Source organism: Syntrophobacterales bacterium, from assembly GCA_019429105.1.
Taxonomy (GTDB): Bacteria; Desulfobacterota; Syntrophia; order Syntrophales; family UBA5619; genus DYTH01.
This window is the reverse complement of record JAHYJE010000045.1, coordinates 1-20,099: the sequence shown is the minus strand read 5'-3', so window position 1 is coordinate 20,099 and position 20,099 is coordinate 1. Positions and strand designations below refer to the sequence as shown.

The window sequence follows — 20,099 nt, the reverse complement described above, 5'->3', positions numbered from 1 at the left end:
AAATTATCTTTTTCAGAAGTTCATGCGCGCGGTTATCGGCACCAATAATGTCGATCACTGCGCCCGTCTGTGCCACTCCGTGACGATAGCCGGCATGGTCGCCGCCTTCGGCAGCGGCGCCATGACGAATTCCATCGAGGAAATCGAACTGGCCGACCTGCTCTTGGTCACGGGGAGCAACACGACGGAAACCCATCCCGTGATCTCGTCGCGCATCAAACGGGCCGTTCGCCAACATGGCGCCAAACTGATCGTCATTGACCCGCGGGAAGTTGACCTGGTTCATTATGCGACTCTTTGGCTTCGTCAGAAACCGGGAACGGACGTTGCCGTCCTGAACGGCATAATGAACATCATCATCGCCGAGGGACTTTACGCCCGGGAATATATTAAGGAGCGTACAAAAGGGTTTGAAACAATGGCGCAAACCGTCGCTGACTACACGCCCGAGCGAGTCGAGATGATTTCCGGAGTGCCGGCACGAGACCTGCGGGCAGCCGCGCGCCTCTATGCCGAGGCAAACCGCGCCGCCATTCTCTTTGCGATGGGCATCACGCAGCACACCACCGGAACGGACAACGTCAAATCATGCGCAAATCTGGCGATGCTGTGCGGCAATATCGGCGTCGAGGGGGGCGGGGTCGATCCCCTCCGGGGGCAAAACAACGTTCAGGGCGCCTGCGACATGGGGGCGCTGCCGAATGTTTTCCCCAGCTACCAGCCCGTGGAGAGCCTCGATGCGCGGAGTACTCTGGAGAAGGCCTGGGACGTCTCTCTGTCGCCCAAACCCGGGAAAACGGTTATGGAAATGATGGAAGCTGCCGCTTCCGGGAAAATCAGGGCACTGTATGTCATGGGTGAAAATCCCATGCTCTCTGATCCGGATTTGACCCATGTGGAAAAGGCTCTGAAAAATCTCGAGCTGCTTATCGTTCAGGATATCTTTCTGACGGAAACGGCGCAGCTTGCCGATGTGGTCCTTCCCACCGCCTGCTTTGCCGAAAAAGATGGAACCTTCACCAATACGGAAAGAAGGGTTCAACGCATCCGCAAGGCCGTGCAGCCTCCGGGGCAGGCCAAGGCGGACGGGGAGATCATTGCGGCCATCGCAACAAAGATGGGCTATCCGATGCCTTACCAATCGTCTGGCGCCATCATGGGGGAGATCAACTCAGTCGCCCCGATTTATGGCGGAATTACCTACGCCCGCATTGAAGAAGAGGGCCTGCAATGGCCCTGTCCCAGCGAGGATCACCCCGGCACCCGTTTCCTCCACAAGGACGGATTCAGCCGGGGGCTTGGTCTCTTTCATGCCGTAGAATACATTCCCCCGGCGGAATTGCCGGATCAGGACTATCCCCTTATCCTTTCCACCGGTCGTGTCCTCTATCAGTACCATACCGGCACCATGACGCGGCGCTCCGCGGGAAGTGAAGAACTCTGCCCCGAGTCCCTCGTGGAGATCAACCCCACCGATGCGGATGGCATGGGGATAGCGAACGGACAGATGGTAACGGTAACCTCCCGCCGGGGCAGGGTGCGGGTCAAGGCCAAACTCACCAACCGCTCCGCTCAGGGGACGATCTTTATGAACTTTCATTTTCACGAAACTGCTGTTAATATGCTGACCAACCCGGCGCTTGATCCGATCGGAAAGATCCCGGAATTCAAGGTCTGCGCCGTCCGGGTTGAGGCGGCTTGATCATATTGCAAAAAGGAGAGAACAATGGATAAAATGCAGGAAAAAGGCAAAAGGGTTTTAATTCTGGACGACGAGGCGGTGATCCTGAAAACGTGCAAGGATATCCTCTCTGGCACGGGCTTGGACGTGATTACGACAACCTCCGTACAGGAATGTTTCGATATAGCCGGCCGGGGCGACGTCGATTTGTTTGTCACCGATATCATGATGCCGGAACTCAACGGCGTTGAGGTTATCCGCCGGCTGCGCAAAGACAATCCGACGCTCACCGTAATTGTGATCACCGGTTATCCATCGATGGGCACGGCGCGCGACGTAATGAAGCTTGGCGCTTACGATTACATCCCCAAACCCTTTACCCCCAAGGAGTTCAGCAATACGGTTTTTGACGCTCTTGGCAAACTTAACCCTAAAAAGGCCATCCGGGAAACGCTCGTGCTCCAGATCCTTGAACGAACAGTGGACGACCCGGATTTTTTCGACCGTCTATATATGGAAGGTTCCGACGCCCTGAAAGACTACAACATCAGCAACGAGGCGAAAAGCGCGATTGCCCGCGGTGATTTGCGCTGGATTGAAGAGAATGTCAGCAAACTTAATGAGAAACAGATGATGTCCATCGCCAGAATCCTTGAAAGAGAGATCTGGTAATCTTTCCCCGGGAACAGCAAATTTTTTTGTTGTTACTTTTCTTTTTTTGGTCTATAAACGCCCCGCTTTTTACGAAGCATATTTTTTCATTAGTGAGGACAAGCTGTGGCTAAAGTGATCATCGGCTCCTGGCAGGATAAACTCACCGACAATAGGAATATTTCTCAAGCTGATATAGAGGACTCATATTCAGATGTCGATAAGCTGCTGAAAGAAAACCGTCTCAGGGCGTTTATCGGCTGGGACGGCTTTTTTATTTTTGACCGCGAAGCACCCGTAGTTGACATGCTGCGGGCTTATGTCCAGAAGGTTCAGGACGAAAGCTGCGGCTATTGCACCCCGTGTCGTGTCGGCACGCAGGTTGTAGCCGACAGGCTCGGCGCCATCGCCAATGGCTTCGGTTCTCAGAACGACCTTGACGAAATCCGGAAAATGGCAATGGTCATCCGCGATACATCGATGTGCGAACTTGGGCATACATCGATGAACGCCCTGCTCAAGGCCATGGAGGTCATGCCTGAAGTTTTCGAACAGGCGATCCGCGAACGGCGTCCCTTGGCTCGCGGGGTGTATCATGCCATGGCCACCGCCCCCTGCATCGAGACATGCCCGGCCCATCTTGACGTGCCTCGCTATGTGGATGCGATCCGGAGCGGGAACTACTTCGAGAGCTTAAGCATCATCGTCCGTAAAAATCCGCTTGCCGGAATCTGCGGTCGGGTCTGCGTCAAACCATGCGAGTCCGTCTGCCGTCGCGCGGAATTGGATTCTGCCGTCTCGATAAAATCCCTCAAACGCTTTGCCAGCGATCAGGTCTATTCCAATGCGGTAACCAAAATTACCCAGGTCGTCCCCCTTCCCCTGACCTCCGATAAAAAGGTGGCTATCATCGGCGCCGGACCGGCGGGTTTGACCGCAGCGTTTTTTCTGAGGAGAAATGGCTACAGCGTCCGGGTGTTCGAAGCCCTGAATGAACCAGGCGGAATGAGCGCAGTCGGCATCCCTGACTATCGGCTTCCCCGCGACGTCATCAATACGGAGGTGAAGCGGATTGCCGGCGAGGGTGTGGAATTCAGCTATGGCGTTCGAATCGGCAGGGATATCACCCTCAAAGAGCTTCGCTCCGAATACGACGCGGTGCTGATCGCCATCGGCGCCCATGGGAGCAAGGATGTCGGCATGGCGGGTGAGGATTTAAAGCCGGTCGGGCTGGTTTCCGGCGTCGAATTCCTCCGGGATATGAATACACTGCATCCCCAGGGCAAGTTCATCCCCCCTGAGGGAAGGCATGTGGTGGTGGTCGGCGGCGGCAATGTGGCGATGGACTGCGCCCGCAGCGCGGTGCGGCTCGGATATCCCCGGGTCAGCGTCGTTTATCGGCGCACCGAAAAGGAGATGCCGGCGGACCACGAGGAGATCAGGGATGCGAAACTGGAAGGGGTGGAGTTTCATTTTCTCACCCATCCTCTTCGGTTGGAAATCAGTGAAGGGAAAGTAACCGGGATGAATTGCGTCAAAATGGCCCTGGGCGAGCCGGATGCCTCCGGGCGAAGACGACCGGTAGAGGTTGCCGGCTCTGAATTTCTGCTTGCCTGCGATGTGGTAATTCCGGCAATCGGTCAGGCAACGGACTTTTCCTTTTCCAGCGTTGAGTTCCCTGTTAAAGCAACGAAATGGGGTACAGTCGAGATCGATAACGATACACTGATGAGCTCCCAGGACGGGATATTCTCCTCGGGCGACTGCGTGACGGGGCCTAAAGCGCTGATCGACGCCATGGGCAATGGCATCCATGCTGCGCAAGTTATCGCTCTCTATCTCCGCGGAGAAAAGATGCGACTGCCGGAAAGCGAGCTGTTATACCGGATGATCAAGGCGATGGACCTGCCTGTATCGCCGGTGGATCGGGTCGGTGATGAAATCCGCTGCGATCTCGATCAGAGAACGGTTGCAGATCGTATCGGCGACTTTAATGAAATTGAACAGGGCTACAATCCCGAAGAGGCGATTCATGAGGCGCAGAGGTGTCTCCGCTGCTACCGGGTGGCCATGTTCGTGACGGAAGAGTGAAAATGACGACAATATCTGCCATAGACAAAAAAAACATCACGATTAGCATCGACGGCTTGCCTGTCTCCGTTCCGGAAGGCTCGACAATTCTTGACGCCGCGAAAAAAGCCGGCGCGCGGATACCTACCCTGTGCCACCATCCGGCGCTTGAACCGATAGGCTCCTGCCGGGTGTGCGTCGTTCAAATTGAGGGTTTTGACCGGCTCGCTACGGCCTGCAACACGCCGGTCATCGAGGGAATGGCGGTCCGGACGCGTTCGGAAAGGCTTTTCAATCTCCGCCGCGAGGTGATCAAGATGATCCTCGCCAACCACCCCCTTAACTGTCCATCCTGCCCCCTGAGCGGCAACTGCGAGCTGCGGGGTCTGGCTTACGAGTACGATCTCTCCGAGTTCGATATCGGCGAGTATCGCATCCAAACGGAAAGCAATCCCTGGAAGCCGTTTTCAACGCCCATCCTGGACTACCATCCGAGCCGCTGCATTCTCTGCGGAAGATGCGTGAAGGCCTGCGCCGAGATTCGCGGATTAGGCGCCATCACCATGACCGTCGCTGGCGCGCGCTCGGTCATCAGACCGGTTATGCTGGATACCAGTTTGCAGTCACGCTGCATTTCCTGTGGCGAATGCATGAGCGTCTGTCCGGTAAATGCGATTGAAGAGCGCCTGGCCGATAAAAAGGGAAAGCCCTGGGAAACAAAAAAAACGCAGACGACCTGCGCCTACTGTGGCGTCGGTTGCCAGCTCGATCTGAATGTGGTGAATAACCGCGTGGTCGGCGTCACTACCAGAGACGGCGTCGGTGTCAATCGCGGCCGGCTCTGCTCCAAGGGAAGGTTCGGATACAACTTCATCCATAGTCCGGAACGACTGAGCCGGCCGCTGATGCGCAACGAAGCCGGCGAGCTTGTAGAAACCACCTGGACCAAGGCGCTGACCAAGGTTGCCCGCGAGTTCCTGCGCATCCGCGACACCCATGGCCCGCAGTCGCTTGCAGTCCTCTCCAGTGCAAGATGCACGAATGAAGAGAACTATCTCGTCCAGCGGTTGGCCAGGCAGGCCTTTAAAACCAACAGTGTCGATCACTGCGCCCGTCTCTGACACGCTTCCACCGTGGCCGGTCTGGCCGCTGTATTCGGAAGCGCCGCGATGACCAACTCGATTGCGGAAATTGAAGACGCCGACCTCATCTTTGTGATCGGCACCAATACCAGCGAAAACCATCCCATCATCTCCCATTTCATCAAAAGGGCCGTTGATCGCCGCCGGGCGAAACTGATTGTCGCTGATCCGCGGAAGATCGACCTTGTCGATCAGGCGAGTTACTGGCTGCGTCATCAACCGGGGACAGATGTTGCTTTGCTCAACGGCATTATGCACTGGATCGTCAAGAATAATCTGCATAACAAAAATTTCATTGCCGATCGCTGCGAGGGATTCGCTGAACTTGCCGCCGAGCTTCAGAACTATCCGCCGGAACGGGTTGCGGAAATCACCGGCGTTCCGGCTGCTGAAATCCGCGCAGCCGCCGAATTGATTGGCAAATCAGGGCGCGTTTCTTTCCTCTACGCAATGGGAATCACCCAGCACACAACCGGGACGGACAACGTCAAATCTGTTGCCAATCTCGCCATGATCACGGGCAATCTCGGACGTTGGGGGACAGGAGTCAATCCGCTGCGCGGTCAAAATAACGTTCAGGGGGCCGGTGATTGCGGGGCACTGCCGAACCTGCTGCCCGGCTACGCACTGGTATCCGATCCCGAAGCCAGAAAAAGAAGCGCCGCCGCCTGGGGCGTTGAAGTGATTCCCGATGCGCCGGGCCTGACGGCAACCGAAATCATTCCCGCCGCCTACGAGGGTAAAATACGCGGCATGTATATTATGGGAGAAAATCCAATTCTCTCCGACCCAAACTCCAGACATGCGGAAGCGGCCCTGCGCAAACTTGATTTTCTCGTTGTTCAGGACATCTTTCTGACGGAAACCGCCAAGTTGGCGGACGTCGTCCTGCCCGGCGCCTCCTGGGCAGAGAAAGACGGCACCTTTACAAACACCGAGCGTCGGGTGCAAAAGGTGCGGGCGGCCATTGATCCGGTCGGCAACAGTTTCCCCGATTGGCGGATAACTCAGCGCATTGCCCAACTGATGGGGATTAAGATGGACTTCTCTTCGCCGGAACAGATATTTAACCAGATGCGCCGGGAAATTCCCATTTACGCCGGGATCACTTACGACCGCCTCGACCGCGAAGGCGGGCTGCAGTGGCCATGCCCGGACATTGATCATCCGGGGACCACTTTCCTGTTCGAAAAAACCTTTAATCGCGGCAAGGGATTATTAACGGCAATTAAATATCGTCCCGCGGCTGAAAAAATTGATGCTGAATTTCCGCTTTTGCTCACCACTGGCCGAATCCAATATCAGTATCATACCGGGACAATGACGCGCCGCTCTCCCAGTTTGAATATGCTGGCGCCGGAGGCTATTCTCGAGATCAACCCCGCCGATGCGAAAGCGCAGGGCGTTGCAGAGGGAGAAATGGTATCGCTTTCATCGCGTCGGGGAGAACTTCGTATCCGTGCCGGCGTCAGCGAGCGTGTCCCGGAAGGCGTTCTTTTCACTACTTTTCACTACTCCGAGGCGCCGATCAACCGGCTTACCAACGACGCCCTCGATCCGATTGCAAAAATTCCTGAATTCAAGGTATCTGCCGTACACATAGACAAGGTTGCCCTGCAACCACCGATCCGGACCGGTGAAAGTTTCTTGCCGGAACTGAAAATTGATGCGTTATTCCCTTCAACGGCGGTCTTTTCACTGCCGCCGTTTTAAGGCGGCCGGTTACACTGCAAGAGTTCTGAGATCACGTCTCGACAGGCTGTAAACACGACATGTCCAAGATATTTGCATATTTGGAAAAAATACTCGGGCCGCAGAAGTCTTATTTCCAGAGTCTGGGCTTCAAGCTCTTCGCCTTCATCAGCGGGGCCTTGATTGTCTGCGTCGCCATGGCCGCTTTTTACACAATCACCATTCAGGAACCGCAAATGATCGACGAGGCGCTCAAAGGGGCTTACAATGTCGGAATGGCGATCGAGTGTGCGGCAACAAATTACATGTCCGAAAATGAAAGCGTAAAACTCCAGCGGATGATCGAACGGATTCAGGAAAGAACGGAAGCCATAGAATCCATGAGGTTTGTTGACAGCCAGGGGATAATCAAAAAAAGCACCATCCCGCACGAGATTGGCCGCCCCTTCAACGGAACCGAAAGAAACAGCGGTTATTCCCGCACCTTGGAAGATCTCGGTCAAATAAAACGCGCCCGAATCGCTCCGGCGTTTGACGGGAGCCACCGGGTAATCAACGTGACAAGGGTGATCTACAATCAGCCGAGCTGCGCAAACCAGTGTCACGAGATTCACCCTGAGTCGCAAAAGATTGTCGGCATCTTCGACATGGCCATTTCCCTCGACAGCGTCAACCGGAAGATTTCCATCAACAGGTGGAGCATTGCTACCTTCTTCCTGATCATGACGCCGATAGGGTCGTTCCTTTTGTTCTGGCTGTTGCGGCCGGTCAATGCGCTGATCGAGAAACTGAAGGCAGTGTCGCGGGGCGACTTCAAAACAGTAGGCCCTCTTCCGAGCCATGGCGGCGAGGTAGGGCGGCTGGCCCAGTCGTTTAATCGAATGATCATGAAGATTCGCGCGGATATCGAATATGCGAACCTCCTCGTTGAAAACGCCGAGATGTTCGACCACAAGGATGAATGTGAGCCCGAGGTGGCGATTACCCAGACCATGCGTCAGAAAGAGGATGAATTGGAGTCTGTTTTTCCGGAGATTTACGATCGCATCAGCGACGTCACCAACCAGAAAATTATCCGTTCGCTGAAGCTTGCGTCACTCGGCAGACTTTCCGCAAGCATTGCCCATGAAATCAACAACCCACTGACCGCCGTACTGAGTTACAGCTCGCTGCTTTTGGATAAAAGCGAAGATCCGAAGCAAAAGGCATGGCTCGAAACCATTGTGGAAGAAACCAAAAGGTGTCGCAACATCGTTGCCGCACTTCTGGAGTTTGCCAGGCAGACAGCCCCGGAAAAGACTCCGACCAACATCAACGATGTAGCGGAACGGGCGATCGGTCTTTTGCAGAACCAGGAATCCTTTCACAACATCAAAATCATCAAAAATCTCCAAGCGACTCTGCCAAATGTGCTGGTGGATCGGGGGCAGATGTATCAGGTGTTCATGAATCTGATGATCAACGCCGCAGATGCAATGGAAAACAGGGGAGTTTTGACCATCGAATCGCGTCTGCGGGTGGTGAAATCCACGGTAGCCGATGACCGCCTGTTGGTCGAGGTGTCCGTAACCGATACCGGCTGCGGCATAGCTCAGAAAAATATCGAACGCATGTTTGATCCCTTTTTCACGACCAAGGGTCCGACGGTCGGCACAGGACTCGGTCTTTCGATCTGTCAAAGCATTGTCAAGCGTCATAATGGAAGCATCTCGGTGCAAAGCAAGCCCGGGGAAGGAGCAACTTTCACCGTTTCATTGCCAGTTGAGGAAAGAACAGATGAAAACAATAAGATTGCTGATAATCGACGATGAAATCGTCGTCCAGAGAAGCTGCTATGATATTTTTGCGGAAAAGAAGTCAAAACACGACATTAAATATGATGTCCATACCGTTTCTTCTGCCGATGAGGCGCTGCGCATTCTGGAAAAGGAATGCTTTGATATTGTCCTTACCGATCTGAAGATGCCGGGATTATCCGGGATTGAGCTTATACCCATAATCAAGGCCGGCAATCCGGAAACGGTGATTGTTGTCATGACCGGTTTTTCCACCGTCTCAACCGCCGTCGAGGCCATGAAACTCGGGGCAACCGACTTTATTCCCAAACCCTTTACCCCTGACGAGATCATGGACGCGGTAGAAAACGCATTGGCAAGGACAAAGGGATGGGCCTGATTCTCGTAAGCGGGAATGCCTCTCATAGCGTGGAGGATCTTACCTATGAATCGAATGATCTTGGTGATTGATGATGAAAAATCGATTCGCGACCTTTTCGAGTCCGCCTTAAGCGAGATGGGCTGCGAGGTTTATCTTGCGGAAAATGACGGAGAAGCGCTTGATATCCTCAGTAAAAAAAAGAAAATCGGACTTATTTTTATTGATCTCCGGCTTTTCGGCACAAACGGCATCGAGCTGTGCCGTCAGATTCGCAAGACCAACTCCCTGGCCATCATCAATGCCATTACCGGCTGGTCCGGCCTTTTTGAAATAGAAGAGTGCCGGGAAGCCGGCTTCGATGATTATTTCAGGAAACCGATAGCGCTTGCGACGCTCTTCAAGGCCGTGAACGACGCCTTTGAAAAACTCGACCGCTGGAAAAATCCTTTTCCCGGTGTCTGACGGGCAGGGGAAATATTTCAGCATCTTTTTTTGACCTTCACAAGGATGACGCTTGCCAACCCGCGGGGAAACATGCGGGCGTCGAGCCCGGCCGGGAGGCAGTAGAGAAAGTTGAGAATCTTGAAAAGCGGTGTAATGACTTTCTTCATCAGAAAAGCATTGCACCTGTTGTCCGCTCCCCTTTTCGCAACCGGTAAAACCTCCGACACAATAAAAATTACAAACATCATGGTTATTTTTTCCAGCGGCCCGAGCACCTTTTTGATTGCGGTTATTTCAAAGCCCGCATCCTGGAGTTTTTTATCCATCTCCGCAAGGTCATAACGACGGAAATGACGGACAAAGCGATCGTCAAGAGAGAAATAAGCCCTGCGGTGCGGAAAGGTAAGAACCAGGGTTCCCCCATCTGCCAATACCCGCTCTATCTCCTTGAGCGCGGAAAGGTCGTCCGGGATGTGTTCAAGAACTTCGGAGCACACAACCGTGGAGAATGTTCCTGTCTTAAAAGGGAGGCTTAAAGCGTCAGCCTCAACATAAATGCCGACTTTTTGAGTACTCTTGAGTGATTTCAGGGCGTAAAAGGAAAGATCCGAATAGACAACCCGCCTATTTTCTTCCAGCATCGGCGAAAGGCCGCTGCCAACCTCCAAGATTAGCGAGTTTTCATGAAATTGCACGCATTTTCGAACAGCGCGCCTTCTCAGGCGGTAGTTGTACAGACTGTTCTTCAACGATACATACAAGTCATCGCTGAAAAAATCTTCAAAACGATTGTCTTCGGGATTTGTCAACGGGTCACCGGAAAAAGTTCAGATTTTATCAACCCCATTCGGGCGAGTCGGAAAATCAGGCCGGTCCAGACGCAACCCAGGCCGTAGCGGAGGCTCCTGCGAAAATTTATGGAGGAAGCCTCTGTAAAATACTTTGTCGGACAGCTCACCTCGGCAATCATCCATCCCTGCCAGATTATCTGCGCAAGCATCTGATTATCGTAGAGAAAATCGTCGGATTTGGGGGCGTCTGCCAACCTTTCGAGCAGCTCCCGGGAAAAGGCCCGATAGCCGGTGTGATACTCGGAGAGCTTCGCGCCAACGAGGACATTTTCAACCAGTGTAAGAAACCTGTTCGCGATGTATTTCCACAGCGGCATCCCCCCCTTAAGCGCATATCCGCCCAGAATCCGCGATCCCAGAACGCAATGGTAAAGACCGTTTCCGATCAGCGCGGCCATCGCCGGGATCAGTTGCGGGGTGTATTGATAATCGGGATGCACCATGATCACAATATCCGCCCCGGCTTGAAGCGCCATCCGGTAACAGGTTTTCTGATTGCCCCCGTAACCCCTGTTTTGCTGATGGACATAAACATCCGTCAAGGGGAGACTGCGGGCGATAGCCGCTGTTTCATCATGACCGGCATCGTCCACGAGGATTATCTTGTCCACAATTTCCTGCTCCCTGACCTCGTCATAAGTCATCCGCAGCGTCCGGGCCGCGTTATAAGCCGGCATTACGACAATTATCCTTTTACCTTTATACATTTGGTTCCCAAAATCCTTGTTTTCTTTCCACTTCCGGCCGTCCCCAACCGCTTTTTACAGCCGCTTCCAGCGACAGATTTTTTTATCCATGACGTCAATGCCCATGTATAGCGAATATCCCAAAAGGCCCATCGCGATGATGCCGGCAAACATCTCCGGGTAGGCATAGCGGGACCAGGCGTCCATCAGATAGTAGCCCAGCCCTTCGCTGCTGGCAATCGATTCGGCAAAAAACAGCACGGCGATCGCCGTTCCGGAACCGATTCGCAAAGCCGTAAAGACATCCGGAATAATCGCCGGCCAGATGACATGACGATAAAGGTCTCGCCTCTTTGCCCCCAGTGAAACAACCGAAATTATCAGCGCCTGGCTGACGTTGCGCGCCGCATCCCGGGTTGTGACGAGTATCTGGAAAAAAACCACCAGCGTAATCAGGAAGATTTTCGACAAATCGCCCAACCCGAACATAACCATAACCAGCGGCAGAAAAACTATCTTGGGAATTGGATAGGTGAGATAGAGCATCGGCGAAAAAAAACGGTCGTATTTATCTTCCCTGCCCAATAAAAGGCCAAGGGGGATGCCGGCTGCAAGTGAAATAAAAATACTCGCCAGAACCCGCCAGCCGCTTATCAGAAAGTGTTTCCATAAACCGGCGGGAAGCTGCTCGGAAAATACAAGAAACGCCTTGCCCGGCGTGGGCAGGGCGGGGTTGTCGAGAATAAGGGCAAGGAGCTGCCAGCAGGCAAACAGAATAAGCACCGAGACAATTTGCAACAGCAGATTTTTAATTTGAGCGGTTTTTTTATCAGCCGAATCTTTAACTAATTTCAAATCTTCCCACCTTTTAAGAAAGCGGCGCGGCAGACTGCACAAACTCCATCGCACCCCGCAATTGAGTCGCTAAATGAAAAAAATCATCGGTTTTACGGTAATTCGGAGAGCCTGCCCGAGGGTTGTCAAAGATTCGATAAACGGTGCCCGGATGACCGGTAAGCACGATTATCCGATGCCCCAGAAAGGCCGCCTCTTCGATGCTGTGAGTGACAAGCATGACTGTCAGACCCCTGGTCTGCAAAATATTCTGTAATACCTCCTGCATCGACTCCCGGGTCAGGGCGTCCAGTGATGAAAATGGCTCGTCCATAAGCAAAAGCTCCGGCGCCGTCGCCAGGGAACGGGCAATCGCCACCCGCTGCTGCTGGCCGCCGCTAAGCTCGGCGGGATAACGTTCCGATAATCCCGCAAGTCCCATCTCCATCAATATTTTCTCGCCCTTTTCACGTATTTCGCTTTTTGACAGTCTTCTTATGACAAGCCCGAGGGTTACATTATCCCAGATCGTTTTCCAGGGCAAAAGCCCGAAATTTTGAAGAATTAACGAGGTCGTGCGCTGTCCGGGAAAAGGGCGCTTGCCGTTTATCAGAACGCCGCCCGTCGCAAAAGGCAGCAAACCAGCCAGGATATAAAGCAGGGTGGATTTACCGGAGGCGGAGGGACCGATGATGGTACAGATATCCCCCTTTTTTGCCGAAAAGGAGACATTTCGCAGAGCTTCGACCCTGCCGCCGTTGCCTGCGTAAAAAAAGGAAAGATTCTCAACCGCTACCGAAGCGCCTTCATTTTCCATAAAATACCCGCTTATTGCCTTGCCGCTTCGGCAACCAAATCTTCATACTTAATCGGTTTTTTTAAAAGATTGCGCTCCTTCATCCAGGCTAACACATCAAGAACGTCATTTCTGGAGGGCAATTGCGGGGAGGAGAACTTCAGCGGCATTTTTACCGCCGTACTTTCAAGAACCTCCAACGGGACTCTCGCCTGCTTCGCCAGAAGCTCGTTAAATCCGGAGGGATTGGCATTGATATCGGCAATGGCTCGTCCATAAACGGCGATCAGCTTTTTTACCGCCGGCAGGTTGTCCGCGAGCAGATTCTCCCTGACGATGATAACGGTTTTAGAAACATTATCGTTCATCGTATCGGCGATGACATGGGCGCCTTTGATGATCGCCAAAGTTGCCAGTGGATCGGGGAGAGTGGCGGCCTGCAACGTCCCCTGCAGCAACGACTCCAGGCGAACCGGCATCTTCGGAACCGAAATCTTTTTAATCTCGTCAGATTTTAAACCCTTATGCTGGAGAAGCCGATCGGTCGAGTATTCAATAATGGAATTGAGGGATACGGCAATTTCAACGTTTTTGAGCTGTTCCGGCGTGCGGATTTTGGAATCAGGCGCCGACAACACGGCAAATCTACTCTCGCCTGCCTTTGCGCCCATCGCAACGCTCACCGCCTTCAGCTTGATTCCCGCGTCGTGCAGGGCCGCAACGGCAAGCAAATCTCCAATCGCCGCATCAATCCGGCGGGCAGTAAAGGCGCTGTCCCGTTCCACCGCGCTGGGGAAATAGATCAGCTCGGCGGCAAGTCCTTCATCCTGGAAATATCCCCTATTTTGGGCAACCCAGAAGGGCAAATTGTCGATAATCGGGAGCATCCCCAATCTTACAACGGCTTCCCCTTTTTTATTTTTCTTCAGCACCTCCCCTTTTGCTGCACCTTGGGACGAAGGCAGAAAAATCAGCGAAAAAACGACCGGCAGGATGATGAAACATAAAAACCTTTTTACCATTTTTCTCCTTTGTTATCGCTGCCCGCAAAAACGCTAAGTGCAGCAAATAATTATATTCTTTAATAAAATTAAACTTCTCTGGCGGTACCTATTACGCTGGGCCGCAAAAATCAAGCACGAATCCCTGTGCGCACGGGGGCAGGCGGCTCCTGCAGCGGACAGCGCCCGCGGCGCCAGCGAAAACAAATGCGTTTTATTTGACAATCTGAAATATTTGCCTGGCCTTGGGATCAGCCGCCGTTTTCAGCAATTCAAAGAGCGCCATCTCCGTGCTGGTAATGCCCACGCCGCCCGCGGCCATTTTCTGAATTCCGGTTATCCTGTTTTGCGGAGTTCTCGAGGAGATTGCATCGGCAACCACCTGCACTTCATAGCCGGCTTCAACCAGCTCCATTGCAGTCTGGTAAACACAAATGTGGGCTTCAATGCCGCTGATCAATATTTGTTTGCGGTTCAAAGCTGTCAGTTCCTTTTTAAAAGATTCGTTCTTCCAGCAACTGAAACCCTCCTTGGCGATAATCTTGGCGCCGGTTAAATGCTGGGCGATTTCCGGAATGGTGGCGCCAAGCTTCGCGGGGATTTGCTCGGTCGCCAGAACGGGAATTTCCAGGGCTTGCACCCCCCTGATCAACTTCTGCACATTGCTGAAAAGATCCTGTTTATTATCCATGGCCTGGGCCAGATTCCCCTGAAAATCGATAACCACTAAAACGCAGTTTTCTTTTGTCAACATCGCTATCTGTCTCCTTTTATCTTGTTTATTTTTTCCTCTTTCAACAGCAGAGCATCCAATTTTTCGTAAGCTTTGGAAAAGGATGGATCATATTTGATCGTCTCCCTGAAATAAAACTCAGCCTCCTTCATTTTTTTCTGACGCATCAGCGCCAGGCCAAGATTGTAGTTAGTCAACTCGTACTCGGGCCGGATCCGCAGCGCCTCGCGATAATATTTCTCCGCCTGCGCCGGCTTGCCCTCTTTCAGCAGCTCATTTCCCATCCCGAGAATGGCGATATGGTTGTCTTTTGTCACCGTAAGCGCCCTGGCATAAACCGCGCGGCTGTCTTTCCAGTTTTGCAGCTCCCGCGAGGATAAGACGCCGCAATAAACAATCATTAAAAAAACCGCACCCGCCGCAATATATTTTGATCTGCGCGAACGGCCCAAGAGATCGCCCATGCCCCAGATGATAATGATGAAGACGCCGATGAAAGGTATATATGCGTAACGATTGGCCATTGCCTGCCTGCCCACCTGGAGAATCCCGATTACCGGCAGGAGTGTTGCCAAATACCAGAACCAGCCCACCACAAGATAGCGATATTTATCCGCTTTTATAATAACAAAACCTGTAACGGCCAGGAGAAACAAGAACGCGGCGATCGTCTTTTCGAGAGGCATGAAGCTTGGATACGGGTAATAAAGGGATATTTCCACCGGTCTTAGCAGCAGCTTGATATAGGAGAAATATGATACAAGCGCATTTTCGAGTCTTCCCACCAACGGGAATGCCAGAAGGGATTTTGCCGCCCCGCCGGTTTGGGCGGCATAAATCGTAATCACGATGGAAAGAAAGGAAATGACGAAAAAAGGAATTTTTTCGATTACAAGCCGCACAACAAGGCGAACTCGCCTTCCAAAATCAGGCGCCCCCGGTAAACGGTCTCGATTAAAAGAGAATCGCCGGAGCGGCCAGTAATCGAGCAGCAAAAGTATAAACGGCAAGCTGACGCCCATTGGCTTGGCCATCAGCCCCAGCGCAAACAACAACGCCGTCTCCAGATAACGCTTTGCCCCGGGCCTGCTTACGTAGCGTCTGTAAGACCAGATAGTTAAAAGCCAGAAAAGCGTGCTGAGGAGATTCTTCCGCTCCGCGATCCAGACAACGGACTCGATATTGAGCGGATGGACGGCAAAAAACGCCGCCACCGCCACCGAACTCCATCGTTTCCCGGTCAACCCCAAAAGAACAAAAAAAAGCAGCGTGGAGTTGAGGGCATGCAAAATAATCCCGACAATATGGTAGCCCGCGGGATGCAAACCGAAGAAATGATATTCGGCAAGGAGCGACAACCAAGTCAGCGGATGCCAGTTCGTCGTGTAGAGGGTCGTGAACGCCCACTTTATTCCTTCTATGGAAATCCCCTTCGTTATTTCGGGGTTGTCAATTATATAGAGATTGTCATCAAGGGTGATGAAGTCAAACCAGGCTGCCGGCAGATAGATAACGACAACCAGCAAGGCCGGTAAAAGTGAAGGCCATAAAAGCGCTCCCTGCTGATCTTTGCTTGTTTTACTGTTTGTTGAAATCATTGCTTCCCGCCCGCAATCTACGTACTTTCGGCGCTGTCAATTATCAGTTAAACTTTGGCGATGCAATTACTAAATAGACGGAGGCAAATCGCTATCGCAGCTTGTCCCGACACTTTAAAAAAAGGGGAGAAAAGCCTTAAAGGATGCTTGTAATTGACATCAAAAAAATGCTATTTATGCTCACTCACCGAGGAATACTTGTAAATGCGGACTGAAATGATTGCCAAATCAAGCCTTTCAATGTGTAATAATCCTGTAATGGATTGAACGCTTGGGATAGTCCGCCGGCATTTTAATTCAAGGAGGAAAGACAATGATCGGTAAAAAGATGGAAGACGCGCTAAACGGCCAGATCAACAAGGAGCTTTACTCTGCATATCTCTATATGGCGATGTCGGCCTACAGCAACTCGCTGGGCTTGAAGGGATTCGCAAACTGGTTCATGGTTCAGTACCACGAGGAGATGCTGCATGCCATGAAATTCTATGAGTACATTCAGCGACAGGGCGGCAAGGTCAAACTGATGACGCTTGCGGAACCGCCTCGGGAGTGGAAGTCCCCGCTCGAGATGTTCCAGAAGACGCTGGAACATGAAAAATTCATAACCAAATCGATCAACGACCTGGTTGATTTGGCCATCGCCGAGAAAGACCACGCTACGAATATCTTTCTGCAATGGTACATAACAGAGCAGATCGAAGAAGAAGGAAACGACAACGATATCATCGCCAACCTCGATTTGCTCGGCAAGGGGAAAGATGCCAGCAACGGCCTTTTCATGATCGACAAGGAACTCGCAACCAGAATGACAACCGTGCCTACCGATTTCAGCAAGGGAATCGAGTCGGCAATGAAAGCTGCCTCCATTGCCTGAAAATGATTAATTGACAAAATTTCAGCGCGGCAACGACAACGATTAGGCGTTATTGCGAGGATGTCCAGCCGCTGTTAGCGAGACATGATTTGAAAATCAATCTTTTTTTCATTCCGGGCTTGACCAGGAAAGCGACGCTTAATGTTCCTAATCCAGAAGATAAACTAAAATACTGGATTCCGTTTTTCGACGGCATGACGATTTGTTGAGTTTCGCGAGAAATTCAAAGTCTCGTTAGTGTCGCATAAGAATCAGAAAGGCACTGCAATGCCAAGAACCGCCGCCAATGGTATCGAAATAGAGTATGAAACATTCGGAAATCCTTCCGACAGACCGCTGCTGCTGATCATCGGTTTGGGCGGACAACTGCTCCAATGGGATGAAACCCTCTGCCGGGAGCTTGCCGCCTGCGGTCATTACGTAATCCGTTACGATAACCGCGATACCGGCCTTTCCAGCAAGCTCGACCAGGCGGGCGAGCCCAATTTCAGGGACTCCTTAGAAAAAGTCATAAGCGGCGACAAAAGCGTCGCGCCCTACTCCATAGGGGACATGGCCGATGACGCGGCTGGCCTGATAAAGGCTTTGGGAATCCCGGCCGCCCACATCTGCGGCATGTCCATGGGAGGCATGATCGCTCAGACGCTGGCGCTTCGCCACCCATCCATGGTTCTAAGTTTGATCTCCATTTATTCCCACACCGGCAATCCCAGGCTTCCCCAACCGAAGCCGGAAATACTGGGGACGCTGCTGACCCCTCCGCCCACCGAACGTGAGGCAAACATCGAATATATGCTGGGTTTTTTTAAAATGATTGCCGGCCCCGCTTTCCCGGTTGATGAGAAATGGACACGCCGCATGCTGGCCGCAAGTTACGACCGCTCCTTCTACACCGCGGGAATCGCCCGTCAGCTCCTTGCCATCCTGACTCAAGACAACAGAACTTCCGCACTCTCTTCCCTGAAAGCTCCCACACTCGTCATTCACGGCACAGCCGATCCGCTGGCGCCTGTGGAGGGGGGGAAGGAAACTGCCGCCTGCATACCCGGCGCAGAATTGCTGCTGATCGAGGGCATGGGGCATGATCTGCCCCACGGCGGCGCGTGGCCGCAGATCGTCGCAGCCGTAGCCGCCCATACACTGAAGGCAGCCCGGCTTTCGCCTGCTTGCGCTTAATAAGACTATCAAAGATGATCGCCTCGATAGAGGATAGAAATTCTCACTCTCCCCCCGGGAGAGGGCTGGGGTGAGGGCAAAAAGGGAATTCTTTAACCAGACAACACTGATTTATAATGAACGGAAATATTATTCTTAATCTTACAGGGGAGGGATAGTTTTCATGAAGCTTTCAGGCAGATCCTGGCAGACAGTGGAGAAGTTCGTCCGTTACATTTACGATGAAACAGGGCTTCCCGCCATTGTCTGCAACGAAAAGGGAATTATAACAAAAGCCCATGACACCAAAAGAATAGGGAGCATTCATAACGGAGCTCTCAAAATACTCAACGGCGAGGTGGCGGAATATGCCGTAACATCCGCGGAAGCGGCAAATAACAGACTCCTCCGGGAAGGATACAACTGCCCGATCATAATTGAGGGAAACCGGGTAGGAACAATCGGCATCGCCGGAGCGCTGGAAATAACCAAGCCGCTTGCCAAAATCGCCGCGGTCGCCCTTGCCTCGTGGATCCGCGAGGTAAACCAGCAGGAAATACTCCGGGAAACATCCGAAAATGTTTTCAACAATATCAAGAAACTTGATGGAAGGATCAAAGATATCAGCGAAAAGTTCCGGATAATGGGCCTCGAAATGACAATGGCCTCCAAACGGGCAACAGAAAAGGCAAACGCCACCGGACAGATTGTCGCCACCGTTCAGGATATTGCTCAGCAGACCCAGATTCTCAGCATTAACGGATCGACAGAGGCGGCGCGGGCCGGCGAATACGGCAGGGCCTTCGCCGTCGTTGTGGACGAGATGGGCAGACTGGCGCAGAACACAAGCGAAGCCACTTCAAAAATACAGGAAACCGTTTCGGAAATCCATACTGCCATCAAAGCCGTTCACTCTTCCATAGACAAGTCATCATCCCTGTTCCAGGATAACGTGGGAATGATTCAGGAAATAACTCCGATGATGCAGTCATTGAGCACGAACATCATGCAATTGGAATCAACCTTCAAGATGGATTGACAAGGAATGCACATCCCCAAGGAAGGAGGTCGCCATCGACAGAATCAGAAAACTCTTTTCCAGGGCCATAGGTTTTGCCCAGAAGGATATCTGGCAAATCCGGCTTACAGAACTGTCGCCGGGAAAATCATTTTTGATCAACCTCCTGCGGGTGCTGATCCTGTCGCTTCGCGGCTTCGACGAAAACAAGTGTCAGCTCCGCGCCGCGGCCCTCACCTTCTATTCGCTGATCTCGATCATCCCTGTCGCGGCAATGGCTTTCGGCATTGCCAAGGGTTTCGGGTTCGCAAAAATCCTCGAGACCCAATTGCGGGACAAACTGGCCGGCCATGAGGAGGTTTTCAACAAAATCGTTCAGTTTTCTGATTCCCTGCTCGAAAACACCAGGGGAGGGCTGATCGCCGGCCTCGGCTTGCTCGTCCTCTTCTGGGCGGTGATCAAGGTTCTGGGACAGATAGAAGAAGCCTTCAACGACATCTGGGGCATCAAGGAAAAGCGCTCCCTCGGTCGTAAATTAGGAGACTATCTCTCGATCATGCTCATCTGCCCGGTACTGATCATCCTAGCCAGCAGCGTCACCGTCTTTGTCACCACCCAGGTCACCCTGATTCTGGAAAAGATTGCCATCCTCGGGGTATTCAGCCCGCTGATTTTTTTGCTGCTGGAACTGCTTCCCTTCCTGCTTCTCTCCGGTC

General features: G+C 52.5%; 18 protein-coding genes. 11 read left to right on the top strand and 7 right to left on the bottom strand.

The features are described from left to right. From fdhF (K0B01_12795) to K0B01_12765, 7 genes are all read left to right on the top strand, one after another. On the top strand, positions 1–1,702 hold a 1,702-nt coding region (gene fdhF, locus K0B01_12795), incomplete at its 5' end, for a formate dehydrogenase subunit alpha (GenBank protein ID MBW6487017.1). 24 nt (positions 1,703–1,726) lie between these two features. Then, entirely contained in the window at positions 1,727–2,353 is a 627-nt protein-coding gene (locus K0B01_12790) for a response regulator (protein ID MBW6487016.1), read from the top strand. 105 nt (positions 2,354–2,458) lie between these two features. After that, positions 2,459–4,423, top strand: coding sequence for an FAD-dependent oxidoreductase (locus K0B01_12785; protein ID MBW6487015.1), 1,965 nt, complete (start codon positions 2,459–2,461; stop codon positions 4,421–4,423). Between the two features lie 2 nt (positions 4,424–4,425). Beyond that, a complete protein-coding gene (fdhF, locus tag K0B01_12780; protein ID MBW6487014.1) occupies positions 4,426–7,257 on the top strand; it encodes a formate dehydrogenase subunit alpha in 2,832 nt (943 codons plus the stop codon). A gap of 59 nt (positions 7,258–7,316) precedes the next feature. Then, the gene (locus K0B01_12775; GenBank protein MBW6487013.1) at positions 7,317–9,047 is read left to right on the top strand and encodes a HAMP domain-containing protein; all 1,731 of its coding nucleotides are present in this window, start codon (positions 7,317–7,319) and stop codon (positions 9,045–9,047) included. Continuing rightward, positions 9,013–9,411 (top strand): response regulator, encoded by a 399-nt coding sequence (locus K0B01_12770; protein MBW6487012.1) that lies wholly within the window; start codon positions 9,013–9,015, stop codon positions 9,409–9,411. Before K0B01_12775 ends, K0B01_12770 begins: the two co-directional genes overlap by 35 nt. Before the next feature lie 45 nt (positions 9,412–9,456). Continuing rightward, positions 9,457–9,855: a response regulator gene (locus K0B01_12765; protein MBW6487011.1), complete on the top strand. Its 399-nt coding sequence runs from the start codon at positions 9,457–9,459 to the stop codon at positions 9,853–9,855. A gap of 17 nt (positions 9,856–9,872) precedes the next feature. Here the strand turns inward: K0B01_12765 and K0B01_12760 are convergent, their stop codons facing one another. The 7 genes from K0B01_12760 to K0B01_12730 form a co-directional block, all read right to left on the bottom strand. Continuing rightward, the gene (locus K0B01_12760) at positions 9,873–10,646 is read right to left on the bottom strand and encodes a class I SAM-dependent methyltransferase (protein MBW6487010.1); all 774 of its coding nucleotides are present in this window, start codon (positions 10,644–10,646) and stop codon (positions 9,873–9,875) included. After that, a complete protein-coding gene (locus K0B01_12755) occupies positions 10,643–11,365 on the bottom strand; it encodes a glycosyltransferase family 2 protein (protein ID MBW6487009.1) in 723 nt (240 codons plus the stop codon). Before K0B01_12755 ends, K0B01_12760 begins: the two co-directional genes overlap by 4 nt. 84 nt (positions 11,366–11,449) lie before the next feature. Further along, the gene (locus K0B01_12750; protein MBW6487008.1) at positions 11,450–12,229 is read right to left on the bottom strand and encodes an ABC transporter permease; all 780 of its coding nucleotides are present in this window, start codon (positions 12,227–12,229) and stop codon (positions 11,450–11,452) included. Between the two features lie 13 nt (positions 12,230–12,242). Continuing rightward, positions 12,243–13,025, bottom strand: a complete 783-nt coding sequence (locus K0B01_12745) for an ABC transporter ATP-binding protein (protein ID MBW6487007.1) — start codon at positions 13,023–13,025, stop codon at positions 12,243–12,245. A gap of 11 nt (positions 13,026–13,036) precedes the next feature. Then, positions 13,037–14,026, bottom strand: a complete 990-nt coding sequence (locus K0B01_12740) for an ABC transporter substrate-binding protein (GenBank protein ID MBW6487006.1) — start codon at positions 14,024–14,026, stop codon at positions 13,037–13,039. Between the two features lie 193 nt (positions 14,027–14,219). Further along, positions 14,220–14,759 (bottom strand): hydrolase, encoded by a 540-nt coding sequence (locus K0B01_12735; protein ID MBW6487005.1) that lies wholly within the window; start codon positions 14,757–14,759, stop codon positions 14,220–14,222. Between the two features lie 2 nt (positions 14,760–14,761). Then, positions 14,762–16,336: a glycosyltransferase family 39 protein gene (locus tag K0B01_12730; protein MBW6487004.1), complete on the bottom strand. Its 1,575-nt coding sequence runs from the start codon at positions 16,334–16,336 to the stop codon at positions 14,762–14,764. 313 nt (positions 16,337–16,649) lie between these two features. On the opposite strand from K0B01_12730, the gene K0B01_12725 reads away from it, so the two are divergent. The 4 genes from K0B01_12725 to K0B01_12710 all read left to right on the top strand — a co-directional run. Beyond that, positions 16,650–17,210, top strand: a complete 561-nt coding sequence (locus tag K0B01_12725; protein ID MBW6487003.1) for a ferritin — start codon at positions 16,650–16,652, stop codon at positions 17,208–17,210. A 267-nt stretch (positions 17,211–17,477) separates the two neighbouring features. After that, positions 17,478–18,386 (top strand): alpha/beta fold hydrolase, encoded by a 909-nt coding sequence (locus K0B01_12720; GenBank protein MBW6487002.1) that lies wholly within the window; start codon positions 17,478–17,480, stop codon positions 18,384–18,386. A gap of 163 nt (positions 18,387–18,549) precedes the next feature. After that, the gene (locus K0B01_12715) at positions 18,550–19,404 is read left to right on the top strand and encodes a hypothetical protein (GenBank protein ID MBW6487001.1); all 855 of its coding nucleotides are present in this window, start codon (positions 18,550–18,552) and stop codon (positions 19,402–19,404) included. A gap of 34 nt (positions 19,405–19,438) precedes the next feature. Next, positions 19,439–20,099: YihY/virulence factor BrkB family protein (locus K0B01_12710; protein ID MBW6487000.1), on the top strand; the 661-nt coding region annotated here is incomplete at its 3' end.

Coding starts and splice junctions, on each gene's coding strand:
- K0B01_12730 (MBW6487004.1), bottom strand. CDS start 16,336: ATGATTTCAACAAACAGTAAAACAAGCAAAGATCAGCAGGGAGCGCTT.
- K0B01_12770 (MBW6487012.1), top strand. CDS start 9,013: ATGAAAACAATAAGATTGCTGATAATCGACGATGAAATCGTCGTCCAG.
- K0B01_12720 (MBW6487002.1), top strand. CDS start 17,478: ATGCCAAGAACCGCCGCCAATGGTATCGAAATAGAGTATGAAACATTC.
- K0B01_12745 (MBW6487007.1), bottom strand. CDS start 13,025: ATGGAAAATGAAGGCGCTTCGGTAGCGGTTGAGAATCTTTCCTTTTTT.
- K0B01_12740 (MBW6487006.1), bottom strand. CDS start 14,026: ATGGTAAAAAGGTTTTTATGTTTCATCATCCTGCCGGTCGTTTTTTCG.
- K0B01_12725 (MBW6487003.1), top strand. CDS start 16,650: ATGATCGGTAAAAAGATGGAAGACGCGCTAAACGGCCAGATCAACAAG.
- K0B01_12755 (MBW6487009.1), bottom strand. CDS start 11,365: ATGCCGGCTTATAACGCGGCCCGGACGCTGCGGATGACTTATGACGAG.
- K0B01_12790 (MBW6487016.1), top strand. CDS start 1,727: ATGGATAAAATGCAGGAAAAAGGCAAAAGGGTTTTAATTCTGGACGAC.
- K0B01_12775 (MBW6487013.1), top strand. CDS start 7,317: ATGTCCAAGATATTTGCATATTTGGAAAAAATACTCGGGCCGCAGAAG.
- K0B01_12735 (MBW6487005.1), bottom strand. CDS start 14,759: ATGTTGACAAAAGAAAACTGCGTTTTAGTGGTTATCGATTTTCAGGGG.
- K0B01_12765 (MBW6487011.1), top strand. CDS start 9,457: ATGAATCGAATGATCTTGGTGATTGATGATGAAAAATCGATTCGCGAC.
- K0B01_12715 (MBW6487001.1), top strand. CDS start 18,550: ATGAAGCTTTCAGGCAGATCCTGGCAGACAGTGGAGAAGTTCGTCCGT.